At 26.9% G+C, this 15,468-nt stretch carries 16 protein-coding genes and 1 riboswitch; of the genes, 3 read left to right on the top strand and 13 right to left on the bottom strand.

Annotated features, from left to right (window positions below):
* Window positions 1–47: 47 nt before the first annotated feature.
* Window positions 48–1,052 (top strand): lactonase family protein, encoded by a 1,005-nt coding sequence (locus ACZ5TJ_RS05075; protein WP_464201733.1) that lies wholly within the window; start codon window positions 48–50, stop codon window positions 1,050–1,052.
* A 56-nt stretch (window positions 1,053–1,108) separates the two neighbouring features.
* Here the strand turns inward: ACZ5TJ_RS05075 and yidA are convergent, their stop codons facing one another.
* The gene (gene yidA / locus ACZ5TJ_RS05070) at window positions 1,109–1,924 is read right to left on the bottom strand and encodes a sugar-phosphatase (RefSeq protein ID WP_464201732.1); all 816 of its coding nucleotides are present in this window, start codon (window positions 1,922–1,924) and stop codon (window positions 1,109–1,111) included.
* Window positions 1,925–1,967: 43 nt separating this feature from the next.
* Complete coding sequence (locus ACZ5TJ_RS05065) at window positions 1,968–2,516, bottom strand: TVP38/TMEM64 family protein (protein ID WP_464201731.1); 549 nt, start codon at window positions 2,514–2,516, stop codon at window positions 1,968–1,970.
* A gap of 146 nt (window positions 2,517–2,662) precedes the next feature.
* Here ACZ5TJ_RS05065 and ytaF point away from each other — a divergent pair, with 146 nt between their 5' ends.
* Complete coding sequence (ytaF, locus tag ACZ5TJ_RS05060) at window positions 2,663–3,280, top strand: sporulation membrane protein YtaF (protein WP_464201729.1); 618 nt, start codon at window positions 2,663–2,665, stop codon at window positions 3,278–3,280.
* Between the two features lie 58 nt (window positions 3,281–3,338).
* Here ytaF and ACZ5TJ_RS05055 read toward each other — a convergent pair whose 3' ends face one another.
* From ACZ5TJ_RS05055 to ACZ5TJ_RS05005, 11 genes are all read right to left on the bottom strand, one after another.
* Entirely contained in the window at window positions 3,339–3,755 is a 417-nt protein-coding gene (locus ACZ5TJ_RS05055) for a DUF3785 family protein (protein ID WP_464201727.1), read from the bottom strand.
* A gap of 50 nt (window positions 3,756–3,805) precedes the next feature.
* Window positions 3,806–4,912, bottom strand: a complete 1,107-nt coding sequence (locus ACZ5TJ_RS05050) for an iron-containing alcohol dehydrogenase family protein (RefSeq protein WP_464201725.1) — start codon at window positions 4,910–4,912, stop codon at window positions 3,806–3,808.
* Between the two features lie 221 nt (window positions 4,913–5,133).
* The gene (locus ACZ5TJ_RS05045; protein WP_464201723.1) at window positions 5,134–6,567 is read right to left on the bottom strand and encodes a DEAD/DEAH box helicase; all 1,434 of its coding nucleotides are present in this window, start codon (window positions 6,565–6,567) and stop codon (window positions 5,134–5,136) included.
* A 72-nt stretch (window positions 6,568–6,639) separates the two neighbouring features.
* Window positions 6,640–7,242, bottom strand: coding sequence for an energy-coupled thiamine transporter ThiT (gene thiT, locus ACZ5TJ_RS05040; protein WP_464201721.1), 603 nt, complete (start codon window positions 7,240–7,242; stop codon window positions 6,640–6,642).
* 2 nt (window positions 7,243–7,244) lie between these two features.
* Window positions 7,245–7,910: a thiaminase II gene (tenA, locus tag ACZ5TJ_RS05035; protein ID WP_464201720.1), complete on the bottom strand. Its 666-nt coding sequence runs from the start codon at window positions 7,908–7,910 to the stop codon at window positions 7,245–7,247.
* 155 nt (window positions 7,911–8,065) lie between these two features.
* Window positions 8,066–8,175, bottom strand: a riboswitch (TPP riboswitch).
* Window positions 8,176–8,221: 46 nt separating this feature from the next.
* The gene (gene hydF / locus ACZ5TJ_RS05030; protein ID WP_464201718.1) at window positions 8,222–9,409 is read right to left on the bottom strand and encodes a [FeFe] hydrogenase H-cluster maturation GTPase HydF; all 1,188 of its coding nucleotides are present in this window, start codon (window positions 9,407–9,409) and stop codon (window positions 8,222–8,224) included.
* Window positions 9,410–9,426: 17 nt separating this feature from the next.
* Entirely contained in the window at window positions 9,427–10,806 is a 1,380-nt protein-coding gene (gene hydG, locus ACZ5TJ_RS05025) for a [FeFe] hydrogenase H-cluster radical SAM maturase HydG (RefSeq protein WP_464201716.1), read from the bottom strand.
* 29 nt (window positions 10,807–10,835) lie between these two features.
* A complete protein-coding gene (gene hydG / locus ACZ5TJ_RS05020) occupies window positions 10,836–12,215 on the bottom strand; it encodes a [FeFe] hydrogenase H-cluster radical SAM maturase HydG (RefSeq protein ID WP_464201714.1) in 1,380 nt (459 codons plus the stop codon).
* Window positions 12,216–12,241: 26 nt separating this feature from the next.
* Complete coding sequence (hydE, locus tag ACZ5TJ_RS05015) at window positions 12,242–13,294, bottom strand: [FeFe] hydrogenase H-cluster radical SAM maturase HydE (RefSeq protein WP_464202277.1); 1,053 nt, start codon at window positions 13,292–13,294, stop codon at window positions 12,242–12,244.
* A 24-nt stretch (window positions 13,295–13,318) separates the two neighbouring features.
* A complete protein-coding gene (locus tag ACZ5TJ_RS05010) occupies window positions 13,319–13,567 on the bottom strand; it encodes a TM1266 family iron-only hydrogenase system putative regulator (protein ID WP_055205766.1) in 249 nt (82 codons plus the stop codon).
* A 295-nt stretch (window positions 13,568–13,862) separates the two neighbouring features.
* A complete protein-coding gene (locus ACZ5TJ_RS05005; protein ID WP_039310851.1) occupies window positions 13,863–14,375 on the bottom strand; it encodes a hypothetical protein in 513 nt (170 codons plus the stop codon).
* Between the two features lie 184 nt (window positions 14,376–14,559).
* On the opposite strand from ACZ5TJ_RS05005, the gene ACZ5TJ_RS05000 reads away from it, so the two are divergent.
* Window positions 14,560–15,459 (top strand): GGDEF domain-containing protein, encoded by a 900-nt coding sequence (locus ACZ5TJ_RS05000; protein WP_464201713.1) that lies wholly within the window; start codon window positions 14,560–14,562, stop codon window positions 15,457–15,459.
* The last annotated feature ends 9 nt before the right edge of the window (window positions 15,460–15,468 follow it).

Here is a 15,468-nt window from a genome sequence, read left to right as displayed (position 1 = left end):
ACTTTATGTTATAATATTTTTATATTCAATCTAAGGGGGGTATTAGTATGAGAAATATATTTTTAGGTTTTATAGGTACATACACAAAAAAAGATAGTAATGGTTTATATAAATTTTTATTTGATAGTAATATTGGAAAATTTTTAAAAGTTGATTTAGCTTTTAGTATAAAAAATCCAACTTATATTTCTTTAAATAGTGAATCTAATGTTTTATTTTCTATACAAGGAGATAACTTAGAGGGAGGTATTTGCTCATTTAAAATAAATAATTTGAATTTAGATAAGATCTATATGACTTCAGATTCATTAAAACCTCCATGTTATATTTCTAATAATGATAAGTTCTTATTTAGTGCAAATTATCATGAGGGAATTGTAAATATATATGAGATATTAAATGATCTTAGTTTTAAACCAGTTAGAAGTTTAAATACTAAACTAAAAGAGTCTTCAAAGATGCATTTTGCAGGTTTAAGCCCTAATAATAAATTTTTAGCAACTTGCAATCTAGCTTTAAATAAAATTTCTATGTATAATACTACAGACTTTACCAAATTATATTCAATAAAATTAAAAAATAATTCTGGACCAAGACATTTGGTGTTTCATAGTTCACTTAATATAGCATATGTTTTAACTGAACTAACTGCAGAAATATTCACTCTTGAATTTGATGACTGGGGTTTTAATATTATTGATAACTTCCCAATCTATAAAGACTCTAGCGAAGATTTTGAAGGTGCTGCAATTCATATACATCCATCAAATAAATATATATATGTTTCTGAAAGAAAAAGAAATAGTGTATCATGCTATAAAATATTAAAAGATGGTACATTATCTCTAGTTGATACGTATTATCTTGATATATCTAGTCCAAGAGATTTTACATTTACTCCAGATGGTAAATGGATTATAATTGCAAGTCTTTTAAAAAATAAACTTACATCATATGAGATTGATTTATCAAGTGGTTCTATTCTTTCTTTATCAGATGAAATTAATGTGCCAGAACCTACTTGTGTAATATTTACTAATAAAACTATATAGATTTAAATATTAAAAGGACCTTTTCAAAATTGAAAAAGTCCTTTTATGTATTTAATTTATATTCTCTCTTTTACAATAAATTCTTCTATAACTTTTGCAACTCCATCTTCGTCATTGCTATCTGTTATGTAATTTGCAATTTCTTTTATTTTGTCGCACGCATTACCCATTGCAACTCCAAGACCTGCATATTCAATCATAGGGAAATCATTCATTTCATCTCCCATAGTAATTATTTCTTCTTTCTTTATTCCTAAATGCTTAGCTAAAAGACTAAGACCTTCTCCCTTATTAGCATTCTTATTAAAGAATTCTAAGAAAAATTGTGTACTTCTTGCAACACTATACTTTTCATAAACTTCCTTAGGTAATTTTGCTATACCCTTTTCTAATATTTCAGGTTCATCAATCATCATTACCTTAATTATTTCTTCATCGTCTCTTACAGTATTACAGTCAATTTCATAGAAGTCTATTCCATTTTGACTTGCTTCAAATTCAGTATACTTACTAGTCTGAGGTGTTATTAATCCTTTTTCTTTAGAAAAGGCATGTATATTTACTCCAGCTTCTTTAGCTAAACCAAGTAAGTATTTAAAATCCTTTCCTGTAATTGTAACGTCGCATACTATATCTCTGCTTTTAGTCTTTTGTACTAAACAGCCATTGTAACTTAAAACATAGTCATCATCACCTATTAAGTCTAATTCTTCTAAAAAATTAACTAAACCATCAATAGGTCTTCCTGAAGCTAGTACAACATACACCCCAATTTCTTTTGCTTTTTTTATTGCTTCTCTGTTTTTTTCTGATATTTCTTTCTTAGAATTTAATAAAGTTCCATCCATATCAAGTGCTATTAACTTATACATAATAATCCTGCCTCCAATTAAATAAGTCATTTTTTTAATTATATCACATTTTTCTTATAGTCTTATAAATAAAATAACACCCTATAATTGCAAGAGCAATTTGTATAAATTTTTGACCTTGCATTAAAACTCCATAACTTATTAATACTTCTATTAATATTGAAGGAATCTTTCCAATAAATGTTGCTACCGTGTACCTAATATCATCTATTTCACTAATAGATGCTGCTAAAGTTACAACACCTGATGGTATAAAAGGTATTATTCTACCTTGTAATATTAAAAAGGCACATTTATTACCTTTACTTTTCGCTATATTCTCTAATAATTTATGTTTTTTTGTAAGACTATCAAAGCCTTTCTTAAAACCCTTTCTATATAGTCTAAAAGTAATCCAACCACCTATAACTTCACCCATAATAGATATGAAAAATCCAAATACGGGTCCAAAAAATAAAATGTTTGCTCCTGTAACAAATACAGAAGGAATAACCCCTAAAATAGCAATTATAATACTAATAAATAAACTTAATATAATAGCTATTTCACTATAATTATTAAAAAAATTAACTATATCGTTAACACTAAACATATAAATTCCCTTTCTCTACCCTTTATAATATATGTCTTATTATAAATTATAAATTTTATTTATTTGTTACAAAAAAATATTTTTTCACTTTTCGACTAATTTCATCATAAAATAACTAGTAGATTAAATGTCTTTGAGGTGAATATATGGAAACTATAATATTAGTCTTCTCTTTAGTAATAGATTCATTTGTAGCTAGTATAGCTTATGGTGCTGATAAAATAAAAATTCCAAATACTTATATTATTGTAATGAATATAATTTCAGCAGGAATACTAGCTATCTCTCTCTTGTTAGGTAATTATATAGAAGATATACTACCAAGTTATTTACCTAAATTTATAAGCTTTTCGATTTTCACCATTCTTGGGATTTATAAGTTATTTGAAGGTGTGTTTAAAAAATTTATGAATAAATACACTAATACTACAAAGCCTCTTACTTTTAAACTATTTGACTTTAAATTTGCTCTTGAAGTTTATTTAGATGAAAAAAAGGCCGACTTTGATAGATCAAAAAATATTTCTTTAAAAGAATCTATCTATTTGGCTATAGCTTTATCTATAGATAGTCTAGCAGTTGGTTTTGGTGCTAGCTTTATTAATGTAAATTCATTGTTTATGATTATGACATGCTTCATATTTGGAATTGCCTCAATAAAAATCGGTTCATATATTGGCAAAAATATGATCTCTTCTTCAAATAACAACTTATCTTGGGTATCTGGAATATGTCTTCTAGTAATTGCATTTTTAAAACTATGATTTTTAATTGCATATAAAAAAAGCTTACTAAAATACGATTTTAGTAAGCTTTTTATAATTAAACTTCTATCTCTTCTATTTGAACTAAATATTCATTACAATTTGCACAAACAATTACAGTTACAATATAACTATTATCAACTTTTCCTTCAAGTTCTAATCTATTGTATGTTAAATTTTCATACTCTTTTGATATATCACTTATTACAAACTTGTTATCCTTTGTATAAATGTAAAAATAATATTCTAAATACTCACTTATATTTCTTTTTTCTTTAAAATTACTATCACATTTTTCACAAGGAGTGCTATAATAAGCTTTTTCAAACTTAACATCTTCTCCTTCATTTAAAAGCTTTATAATAGTTTCTATATTTATATCTTCTATAGGCATTTCTTCATCATTTATTATTTCTATAAGATTATCTTTAGAAAGCTTAATCTCTTTATCTTCATATTTAAAAATATAATTCATCTTTGCATTCCTCTTTTCTATTTTTTTCTTATTATATCATAAATAATATTTTAAATATCACTTTCAACTAAGCTATTATAATAAATTTTGTAAAGTTCATCATAAGTAATCTCTTCTGGATGATTTTTAAGCTTATCTTTATTATTCCATATACTATCTGTATATTCTTTTATCTCATCTTCTGAAATTTTCACATTAACTGTAGATAATCTCTTTATATTTTTATTTAAATCTTTAAGAGATGAGAAACCTAATATACTGATTATATTATTTAATTTTTTGTGATCCTTAAATGTCTTTAAATATTCAGGATACAGACAGCAATTAGAAAGTCCATGTGGTATGCCTTTATTATAAGTTAATGCATATCCCATTCCATGTGGTATTGATGTTCCATTATGTGCAATTATTCCTCCAGCAATAGTTGAAGCTATCATCATATTTTCTCTATCTTTTTTAGAAAAATTACCTTTAAGTAATGAATCTAATGCTTCACTGAAATATTTTAAAGCTTCTATAGATAATTTATCTGTATATTCAGTTGAATTACTATTTAAATAACCTTCAACTATATGAGAAAAAGCATCCATAGCTGTATTTCTAGTTATTTGTACGCTTAAATTTTCTGTATATTTAGGATCTAAAAATGCAATATTAGGATATATAGTTTGCCCTAAATTTCTTTTAGTATGCTTTTTATTATCTGTAACTATTGAATATTGTGTAACTTCACTTCCTGTCCCAGATGTAGTTGGAATTGCAATGACAGGTAGTGCTTCTAAATCTTTAAAGTCAAATATATTTTCTTTTGTAACGTTTTTATTCTTTATCATCATAGCAATTGCCTTTGCAGCATCTAATGAGGATCCTCCTCCAATTCCTATAACAAAATCAGCATTAACTACTCTACCTAAACTACTTCCCTTCTCTATTGTTTCTAAAGATGGGTTTTCTTCAACCTTGTCAAAAATATAATAATCTTTATTTAATCTATCTAAAGCATCTAATACATCCTTTAAAGCTCCATTTAATTTAGAAGATTTATTTCCTGTAACTATAAGTGCAATATCACCTTCATCTTTAAATTTTATATAATTATTCTTTACTACATCTTCACCAAATATTATTTCTGTTGGTACATTTAAATTAAAATCCATAATTTATCCCCCTCTATTTCCTATATACACCCAATATACATAAAATATATATTATACCCTTCATATATAATATTATTTTAAATTAAATCTTATATGATTAATTTAATCAATTATTTTCACTCATTCCATAATTATACAAGTATTTTAGTTAATTTCAATATATTTTCAGTAAAAAAAGTGGAATATTAACATTTTTAATATTCCGCTCTAAAATAAACTAATTAATTTTTAGCTTTTTCAACTCTTAATTTTTTACCCTTTATTGTTTTAGTTTGAAGTTCTTTAAGTACCTTATTTCCTTTACCATTTAAAATTTCCACTGTTGATCCCATATCCTTAACTTCAATTATTCCAATATCTTCTTTATTAATTCCTTCTATATTAGAAATAGTTCCTACAATATCCAATACTCTTATTTTCTTTTTCTTTCCACCATTTAAGTAAATTTTCATTATATTTTTATTTACTTTTTTAGTTTTCTTCTTAGTTTCTGGTTTTCTTTTTAAAATAGTTTCTCTATCTTTTTCACTTAATTCACTATTATTTTCTTTATAGTCTTCTATATTAAATCCTATATATTCTTCAATTCTTTCTAAATATTTATCTTCATATGGAGTCATTAAAGTTATAGACTTACCAGTATTTTTTGCTCTTCCTGTTCTTCCTATTCTGTGCACATAGGCTTCTTTTTCAACTGGAATATCTATATTTATTACATGTGTTATGTTATCTACATCTATTCCCCTAGATGCAACATCTGTTGCAATTAGAATTCTAAAATTACCCTCTTTAAATTCTTCCATTTTCTTTGTTCTATCTTTTTGAAGCATATCCCCGTGAATCTTATCTACAGAATAACCTTTATTTTTAAAATAATTAAATGCAGTTTCAACATTCTCTTTAGTTTTGCAAAACATTATAGCAGTTTCAGGTACTTCTTTTAAAAGTATTTCATTAACCTTTGAAAGTTTATCTTTTCCATTTAAAAGCCTAACAAGTCCATGAGTTATTCTGTCTGTAATTAATTTTTGTTCTTTAACCTTTAATAGAACTGGTCTATCCATATGCTTTTCACTTAATTCTGTAATTTTATCAGGCATAGTTGCTGAAAATAGCATTGTAGTTCTTTTTCTTGTAATTCTTCTACATACTCCTTCAACTTGACCTATAAATCCCATATTAAACATTTCATCAGCTTCATCAATTACTAAATATTTAAAAGCTTTACCATCTAAAGTTTTATTATCTAAATGATCTAAAACCCTTCCTGGAGTTCCTATTACAAAGTGAACCTTTCCTTTTAATTTCTTTTCTTGTTCTTTAAAAGATTCTTTTCCAACTAAAGCTACCGCATTTATCCTTTTATATCTTCCTATATTTAGGATATCATCTTTTATTTGTATTGCAAGTTCTCTTGTTGGTGCAAGTATAAGAACTCTTGGCACATTTTCATCCCATATAATCTTTTCACATAATGGAATACCAAAAGCTGCTGTTTTTCCACTTCCTGTTTGAGATTTTACTATTAGATCTTTGTTTAACAATGCTTCTTTTATTACAAGATCTTGAACCTCTGTAGGTTTAGTATATGATAAATCATTTAATGAATTAATAATTTCCTTGCTTAAATTAAATTTTTCAAATCCGTTTTTCATTTCTTTCTCCTAAAGCTTTTTATTTTATATAATTAATATAACATAAAAAGCTTTAGTAAAAAAATTTAGATTTTATTTTCCTCTATTTGCCATATTTTTAAGTTTCTTAATTGGAAGTAAATTCATAACTATTATCGTTAAAATCCCCTCAACTCCTGCACTGCTTATATTATAAATACATGAATATAACCATACATTCATTCCTTTAGGTGCATATTGCCCAAAAAATATTACTCCTGATAATATTGATATAAATACACTTAAAGCTACCGAGATAATAGCCCCTAAATTAATATTTAGTCTTTTATCTCCTTTAAATACACCTGTAAGTCCAAGTGCCATATTTGCTAAAATATAATCTAATAAAAATTGTACAGGATGAACTATAAATGCTCCATTTAATAATTTTAAGAACCCAAATATAAGCCCTCCAGTAACTCCAACTGTAGTTCCATAAAATATTGATAGAAGCATTATAGGAAGCATTGAAAACAAAGTTATACCTCCACCTTGTGGATAGGTTATAAAGTGTATTAAATATAGTAAAAAAGCTACTGATGAATACATTCCTACTGCTACTAAATTTTTTGTTGTAAGTGGATGTTTTCTTAAGTTATATAAATAAAAAATAAATATCAAAGTTGTTACTAAAACTATTATTATGTTAATTATCATTTTTATATCTCTTCCTTTTCATATGCCATATCCCAAAACTTCATCTCGTATATACTTGATGTTATAAATATATTTTTAAGATATTCCTTCTTCTCTTTGCTTAAATTATTGCATTTATCATTCGTAAAGTTGATCCAATCATTAGTAAAATCCTCATACTCTTTACATGAATACATTTCTATCCAAGCTTTATAAAAATTATTTTCTAGCTTATCTTGATACTTTTCTAATAATTTTTTACCTATGTAATAATAACTCCATGTGCAAGGAAGCACTGCTGCTATAATATCATATACATCTCCTGTTAAAGCTTGTCCTAACATATAACTTGTATAACTTTTATTAGTCAATTTAGTTTCTTTCTTTTCTGCATCTTTAGGGCTTATACCAAAACCTTGTAAGTACTTTATATGTACTGCTGTTTCATCTTCCATTGTTCCTTTAATTGAGCCATAGAAAAATTTCATCTCTTCCATGCTATTAGACTTAATAACACCTTGACAAAAAACTTTAGCGTAATCTTTTAAGTATAGATAATCCTGAATAAGATACTCTCTAAACTTATTCTTATCTAAAGTTCCCTCTCCTAGCTCCTTTAAAAATGGATGCTCTAAATAAGCATCAAAAATTTCCTTACTTTCTTCAAATAAATAATCTGTAAATTTCATATTTTACACTCCTTTTTTATTTTTTATAAAAAAAGAAGATTATCTCCCTATGATATACACATACTTAGGAATATAATCTTCTTTAATCTAACTAAAAAAGGCTTTCTATGTAAAAATACACAGAAAGCCATAAATTACAATATAAATAGTAATTTATATAAAATAGTACGCTTCCCTCCGTTGGCATTATCCATATCAGGTTAAAGGGTTAATAGTCTATAATAACTATCTCTCAGCTTTTATAAAAGCACCCCTAGCTTATTTAATTTTACTTTTATTATACAACTGTAAAATATAATTTACAATTCTTTTTATATTAAGTTTTCAATTGATCTATCAAGTATTCCTGTTAAAAAGGCAAGTACTACCCCATAATTAGTTATAGGAATATTTTTTTCATTACATAGGTTAACTCTATTTAATACAGTTTTTCTATTTATCATACATGCTCCACAATGAATTATTAAATCATACTTTTTAATATCATCTGGGAAATCATGTCCTACTCTATAAGTGAAATTTAATTTACCTCCAACAAACTTTTCTAAAAGTTTTGGAATTTTAACTCTTCCTATATCTTCATGAGATACATTGTGAGTACAGCTTTCTGAGATTAATATATTATCCCCAGGAACTAGAGTCCTTATTTTATTAACACCATCAACAAAAGTCTTTAAGTCTCCTTTTTGTCTTGCAAAAAGTATTGAAAAACTAGTAAGTCTAATATTTTCTGGAACTATTTTGCTTACATTTTTAAAAGCTTGTGAATCTGTTACAACTAGATCTACATTTTTTAAATCTTTTAGAGCATCTTCAAGTTCTGTATCCCTAACTACATAACTTTTTATACCATTATCTAAGCAATCTCTTATAACTTGTACTTGTGGAAGAATTAATCTACCTTTTGGAGCTTCTGAATCAATAGGAACTACTAATACTACAGTTCCACCATAAGGTACTAAATCACCTATTAATGATTTTTCATCATCTTCTCTATCTAATATTTTAACTAAAGCTTCTTTAATATTATCTATTCCAATATCAGTTACTGTTGATGTACATATAACATCTGAATATTTATCTTTTAAAGTTTCTACAATTTCCTTATTTGCAACCTCTGCTTTATTTGCTGCCACAATAAAAGGTATATTATATTTTAAAGCTTCTATTTTCCAGTTATTAAAAGATTCAAAATCTGGACTTGAGGCATCAATTACAAAAATAGCTACATCAGTCTTTTTTAGAACTTCCATAGTCTTTTTAAGTCTAAGCTCTCCAAGTTCTGTCTTATCTTCAAGCCCTGCTGTATCTATTAAAAGCACAGGACCTACAGGAATAAGTTCCATTGCTTTTTGTACTGGATCTGTTGTTGTTCCTTCAACTTCTGATACTAGTGACATTTCTTGTCCTAATATTTTGTTCATTAAAGAAGACTTACCACTATTTGTATTACCAAAAATAGCAATATGTTTTCTATTTGAATTTGGTGTATTATTCATACAAATCATCTCCTATATTATAGGAAAAGGTCTCTTGTTCCTTCTTTTAGCTTCTTAATATTATTTAACACAATATTTTTTGTTTTTTCATTTTCAATTTCATTTGCTACTTTTTCAGCTGTAACTAGAGCCTTTTCTCTAAATTCTTCATCACCATAATCTAAAGCATATTCTACAAGAGTTGTTATAGCATTAGGCTCACATACATTTTGTATTTCTCCTGACTTTGCAAGAGACATAAATCTATCGCCTGTTCTACCTTTTCTATAACAAGCTGTACAATAACTTGGTATATAACCATCATCTAACAATTCTTTAATAATTTCAAGTGGTGTACGTTCATCAGATGTTTCAAATTGTTTATCATCGTATCCTTTTTCTTCTCTTTCTTTGTATCCACCAACTCCTGTACTTGATCCAGCTGATACTTGAGATACTCCATATCTTAATACTTCTCTTCTCATTTCTGCTGTTTCTCTAGTTGAAAGAATTATTCCTGTAAATGGTACAGCTATTCTAAGTACAGCAACTACTCTTTTAAACATTTCATCAGTTAAAAGATGTGGGAACTCATCCATTGTAACTCCCTTAGCCTTTCTAAGTCTTGGAACTGATATTGTATGGAATCCAACTCCAAACTTTTCTTCTAAGTGAGCATTATGCATCATAAGTCCTAAAACTTCAAACTTAGGATCTGCAAGTCCAAATAACGCACCACCACCAACATCATCAATTCCAGCTTCCATAGCTCTATCAAAGGCAGTTAAGTGGTATTCATAATCACTCTTTAATGACTTTGGATGCATTAAATCATATGTTGGCTTATGATAAGTTTCTTGGAATAATATATATGTTCCAATTCCTGCTTCTTTTAGCATTTTATATTCTTCTACAGTTGTTGCAGCAATATTTACATTAACTCTTCTTATTTCTCCATTTTCATTTTGAGTGTTATAAATTGTTTTTAAACATTCTAAAACATATTCTATAGGCGCATTAACTGGATCTTCTCCAAGTTCTAATGCAAGTCTTTTATGACCCATTTTTTCTAAAATTCTAACTTCTTGTGCAACTTCTTCTTGAGTAAGTTTTCTTCTACTAAAATTGTTACATCTTTGATATCCACAGTAAACACAATTATTAACACAATAATCACTTACATAAAGTGGAGCAAACATAACTATTCTTTTACCATAGATGCTTCTCTTTATTTCTCCAGCTAATTTGTACATTTCTTTTACAACATCTTCATCTTCAACTGATAAAAGAATAGCAATATCTTTATAGCTTAACTTTTCCTTCTTTTTAGCTCTTTCTAATACGTCTAGTGCTTCTTCTCTCGTAGGGTTTTTTGTTTCCTCTAAAATTCCATTAATTAATTCGTGATCTATAAACATATTTACTCCTCCTACATATAATCCTATCTTTATAAGAAAAGATCTCTTTCTCCGTTTTTTAATCTTTTAATATTTTCTAAAGTTATTTCCTTAGTTTTTTCATTTTTCATTTCATTTGCTATTTTTTCTGCTGTCTTTAATGCTTTTTCTTTAAAGTCTTCATCTCCATAATCTAAAGCAAATTCTACAAGTGTAGATATAGCATTTGGTTCACACACATTTTGTATTTCTCCACTCTTTGCAAGAGACATAAATCTATCTCCTGTTCTTCCTTTTCTATAACATGCAGTACAATAGCTTGGTATATATCCATCTTCTAATAATTCTCTTATAACTTCTAGAGGTCTAACTTCATCAAAAAGCTTAAATTGTTCATCATTTTCTTGATTCATTTCTCTCTTTTTATATCCACCAACAACGGTACTTGATCCTGCTGATATTTGAGATACTCCATATTTAAGAGCTTCTCTTCTTATTTCTGCAGGTTCTCTTTCAGTAATCATCATTCCTGTAAATGGAACAGCTATTCTAATTACTGCAACTACTCTTTTAAACATTTCATCTGTTAAAAGATTTGGTAAGTTATCCATTGCAACTCCCTTTGCTTTTCTTATTCTTGGAACTGAAATAGTATGGAATCCAACTCCAAATTTTTCTTCTAGATGAGCATTATGCATCATAAGTCCTAAAACTTCAAATCTTGGATCTGCAAGTCCAAATAAAACCCCAGCACCAACATCCTCTATTCCAGCTTCCATTGCTCTATCAAAAGCAGTTAAGTGATACTCATAATCACTCTTTAATGACTTTGGATGCATTCTTTCATATGTTGGTTTATGATAAGTTTCCTGAAATAATACGTATGTACCAATTTCTTTATCTTTAAGTTTTTTAAAGTTTTCAACTGATGTTGCAGCTATATTTACATTAATTCTTCTTATTTCCCCATTATCATTTTGAGTTTTATACATTGTATCTAAACATTCTAAAACATATTCTATTGGGGCATTTACTGGATCTTCTCCAAGTTCTAATGTTAATCTTTTATGTCCCATCTTTTCTAATAGCTTAACTTCTTCTGCTATTTCTTCTTGAGTTAATTTTTTTCTTTCAAATGAGTTACATCTTTGATATCCGCAATAAACACAATTATTTACACAATAATCACTTACATATAGTGGGGCAAATATAACTATTCTCTTACCATATATACTTTCCTTTATTTCTCCAGCAAGCTTAAAGATTTCTTTTTCAATTTCTTTATCCTTAGTAGCTAAAAGTATAGCAATATCTCTATAGTCTAATGTTTCCCTTCTTTTTGCCTTTTCTATGACTTCTCTTGCTTCTTCTCTAGTTGGATTTTTTGTTTCTTCTAAAATACCGTTAATTAATTCGTGGTTTATAAACATACTTATTCCTCCTAAATGATGTCCTCTTAATTGTTCTTTTTAAGCCACTTTACATTATCTCCTCTATTTACTTCTACTTCATATCCGAATTTTCTCATTCTACCTTCTATGCACATTCTACATTCTGCTGCTTCATCACCTGTACATATCTTACCATCATATAAAGCATACTTATCTCTTACTTCTGTTGGTGAAAGATTTGGCATAACAACATTTCCTCCTGCTTTAATACCTTTTTCACGTCCAAGTGGATCAACGCTTCCCAGCGCTGTTGATGCTGGAAGTAATACATGTGGAAGTAGTAATCTTATTAATGAAAGTAATATTACAGTTTGCTCTAATGTACCACCCTTTTCATTTCCAAGTGGTGTTTCAGATTGAGGTATAAATGGTCCTATTCCACACATATCTGGTTCAAATTCCTTTACAAACATTAAATCATTTACTAAATCTTCATTTGTTTGTCCTGGAAGTCCAACCATAAATCCAGCCCCAACTTGATATCCTATTTCCTTTAGATTTCTTAAACATTCCATTCTTTCATCATAAGATGCACCTGGATGAAGTTTTTCATAAAGCTCTTTAGTTGCAGTTTCATGTCTTAAAAGATATCTATCTGCACCTGCTTCAAATAGCTTTTTATATGATTCATAGCTTCTTTCTCCAAGTGAAAGTGTTATTGCATTACTCGGATGTCTCTTTTTTATTTCCTTAATAATTTCAATCATTCTCTCATCAGTAAAATAAGCGTCTTCACCACCTTGAAGTACATATGTCTTATATCCAAGTTTATCTCCAATATCAGCACATTGTATTATTTCATCGAAAGTTAATCTGTATCTATCAGCATTTTTATTGCTTTTTCTAATTCCACAATACATACAGTCTCTTTTACAGTAATTTGTAAATTCTATAAGTCCTCTCATATAAACTTTATTACCATAATTCTGCATTCTTATGTCATTGGCTTTTTCTCTTAGATACTCACATTCTTCATCTGTAATATTATCTAAAATATATAAGAGTTCTTCTCTTGTCGCGTTATGTTCTTCATATAATTTATCTATAATATTTTTTATTTTCATACATGACCCTTTCTAATTTTAAATTTCTTTTTTTGCTATTGCTGTTTTAACAGTAACACCATTTATATTACCAAGCTTACCAGTTAAACTATTTATTTCATTAAGTTCCCCTATTACAGTTAAAGAAATTACCGAAATACCTTCTTCAAAAGGTATTCCCATTCTCCCCCTTACACTTCCCCTAAAATTTGATACAACTTTGTTAAACTCCTCTTGACATTCCTGTGGATATTCAAGTATAGCGCTTATAACTGCTATTTTTTTCATAAAAACCTCCAAAAAATTTATTAGTCTTTTTTATAGATTTTTCGAAATTTTAGTAATATAAAAAAGACTGATTTTCTTATAATCTCAAAGAAAATCAGTCTAATATGTACGACAAAATAAAGTATTTAAAATATCTAAAATACTTCTAATATACATTATTAAATTAACTTTCTTCCAGGTTAGATTACTCTTTTCTGTTAGATTATTTATAAAGTGCTTAAATGAACAAATTTAAAAAGATATCTCTCTTTAAAATTGAACTTACCTTCCAATTATAATATATTTTGCCGAAATTTTATATACCTAATTTCATTAAAATGCTATCTATAATTTGTTTTCTCTTTTCTTTTAAATATTCTCCATAGTAATTTTTATCATCATCCATATTATCTATATAATTTAATAAGAAATTATCGAATTCCCATTTATATCTTTCTTCTATTTCTTCTACAATTTCTTTAAACTCTTCTATTGAATTACTTTTCTTAAACTTTCTTATTTTTCCTTCTAGTTCAGTATTATATTTTTTAATCTTAGTAACTATTCTATTTATTACTTTTAATTTATTTTTTAAGAAGTATTTTTCAAACTCAGTTTTTAATGTACATAACTCCATAACTGTATAATTTCTTCCATCTATAGTTATAGTAGCTTCTCCTTTATAAAAAACATATCTTAAAAGCTCTTCAATTAATTGTTCATCACTTGTTATATTTTCTAAATATTCATTTCCTCCAACTATTTCAATTGCTTTTCTTAAGTGCTTTAATGATTCTTCTATTTTCTTATCTTTTAATTCTATAATCATATTTTTCTCCTTTATATCACTCGTTTAACTTTATTATAGTCGGTTAAAAAAACCTTGTCTATTAATTAGTTTTATATTATAAATTTTATTAATAAATATCAAAATTAAAATATATGTTTACCTAAATTACTTTTTATAATATATTAAATATAATAACGGTTTAAGAATTAAGGTGATGAGATTTATGAATATACTAAAAGATATTAGCGAGAGACTATTTCCATTTAAAAATTTATACGATGTAATACGACTTGTAGACCCAATAAACAACAAAGTTATAAATAGTTATCCAAATAATTTAATTGAAGATAATAAAAGTCTAACCTGTTATAAATTTTGGAGTAAAGATGAACCATGTGAAAACTGTACTTCTTTAAATGCATACATAGAAAATAATACATTTTATAAAGTTGAAGTAAAGGATAATGAACTTTATATGGTTATATCATCACCATTTGAAATTAATGATACTACTTACGTTGTAGAACTTATTAAAAACATTACTAAAAGTGGATACTTTAAAGATAATGATTATGATGATTCATTAAAAAATATGTTTAATATAATTAGTGATTTATTACATAAAGATGATTTAACTGGAGTTTATACGAAAAAATTTATGTATGACTCCTTAACTAAAGAACTTGCTACTACATATAAATCTTATTCATTTCTTTCAGTAATGATGATTGATATAGATTTCTTTAAAAGAATTAATGATACATATGGACATTTATTAGGTGATAAAGTTCTTAAAGACTTTGTTAAAATCATATCTTCATGCATCAAAGATGAAAATGCATTGTTTGGTCGTTTTGGTGGTGAAGAATTTATACTTATTTTAAAACATGATGATATAGATAAAATAAAAACTCTTGGAAAGACTATACTAACTAGTGTTGAAAATCACTTATTTAAATATGATGATATTTCACTTAAATTAACTTGTAGTTTAGGAGTATATACAGTTACTGCTAAAGATTGTAAAACTAGTACTATGGAAAATATAGTTCACTCAGCTGATAGTAATCTGTATTCAGCCAAAAAATTAGGTCGTAATAAAATGATCACTTCTCATAAATAAAAAAAATAA

The organism is Clostridium budayi (assembly GCF_055396605.1).
This window is presented reverse-complemented; position numbering and strand designations above follow the sequence as displayed.

Excerpts from the sequence above, each read along its gene's own strand:
- ACZ5TJ_RS05075 (WP_464201733.1), top strand. The coding sequence starts at position 48 with ATGAGAAATATATTTTTAGGTTTTATAGGTACATACACAAAAAAAGAT.
- yidA (WP_464201732.1), bottom strand. The coding sequence starts at position 1,924 with ATGTATAAGTTAATAGCACTTGATATGGATGGAACTTTATTAAATTCT.
- ACZ5TJ_RS05065 (WP_464201731.1), bottom strand. The coding sequence starts at position 2,516 with ATGTTTAGTGTTAACGATATAGTTAATTTTTTTAATAATTATAGTGAA.
- ytaF (WP_464201729.1), top strand. The coding sequence starts at position 2,663 with ATGGAAACTATAATATTAGTCTTCTCTTTAGTAATAGATTCATTTGTA.
- ACZ5TJ_RS05055 (WP_464201727.1), bottom strand. The coding sequence starts at position 3,755 with ATGAATTATATTTTTAAATATGAAGATAAAGAGATTAAGCTTTCTAAA.
- ACZ5TJ_RS05050 (WP_464201725.1), bottom strand. The coding sequence starts at position 4,912 with ATGGATTTTAATTTAAATGTACCAACAGAAATAATATTTGGTGAAGAT.
- ACZ5TJ_RS05045 (WP_464201723.1), bottom strand. The coding sequence starts at position 6,567 with ATGAAAAACGGATTTGAAAAATTTAATTTAAGCAAGGAAATTATTAAT.
- thiT (WP_464201721.1), bottom strand. The coding sequence starts at position 7,242 with ATGATAATTAACATAATAATAGTTTTAGTAACAACTTTGATATTTATT.
- tenA (WP_464201720.1), bottom strand. The coding sequence starts at position 7,910 with ATGAAATTTACAGATTATTTATTTGAAGAAAGTAAGGAAATTTTTGAT.
- hydF (WP_464201718.1), bottom strand. The coding sequence starts at position 9,409 with ATGAATAATACACCAAATTCAAATAGAAAACATATTGCTATTTTTGGT.
- hydG (WP_464201716.1), bottom strand. The coding sequence starts at position 10,806 with ATGTTTATAGATCACGAATTAATTAATGGAATTTTAGAGGAAACAAAA.
- hydG (WP_464201714.1), bottom strand. The coding sequence starts at position 12,215 with ATGTTTATAAACCACGAATTAATTAACGGTATTTTAGAAGAAACAAAA.
- ACZ5TJ_RS05010 (WP_055205766.1), bottom strand. The coding sequence starts at position 13,567 with ATGAAAAAAATAGCAGTTATAAGCGCTATACTTGAATATCCACAGGAA.
- ACZ5TJ_RS05005 (WP_039310851.1), bottom strand. The coding sequence starts at position 14,375 with ATGATTATAGAATTAAAAGATAAGAAAATAGAAGAATCATTAAAGCAC.
- ACZ5TJ_RS05000 (WP_464201713.1), top strand. The coding sequence starts at position 14,560 with ATGAATATACTAAAAGATATTAGCGAGAGACTATTTCCATTTAAAAAT.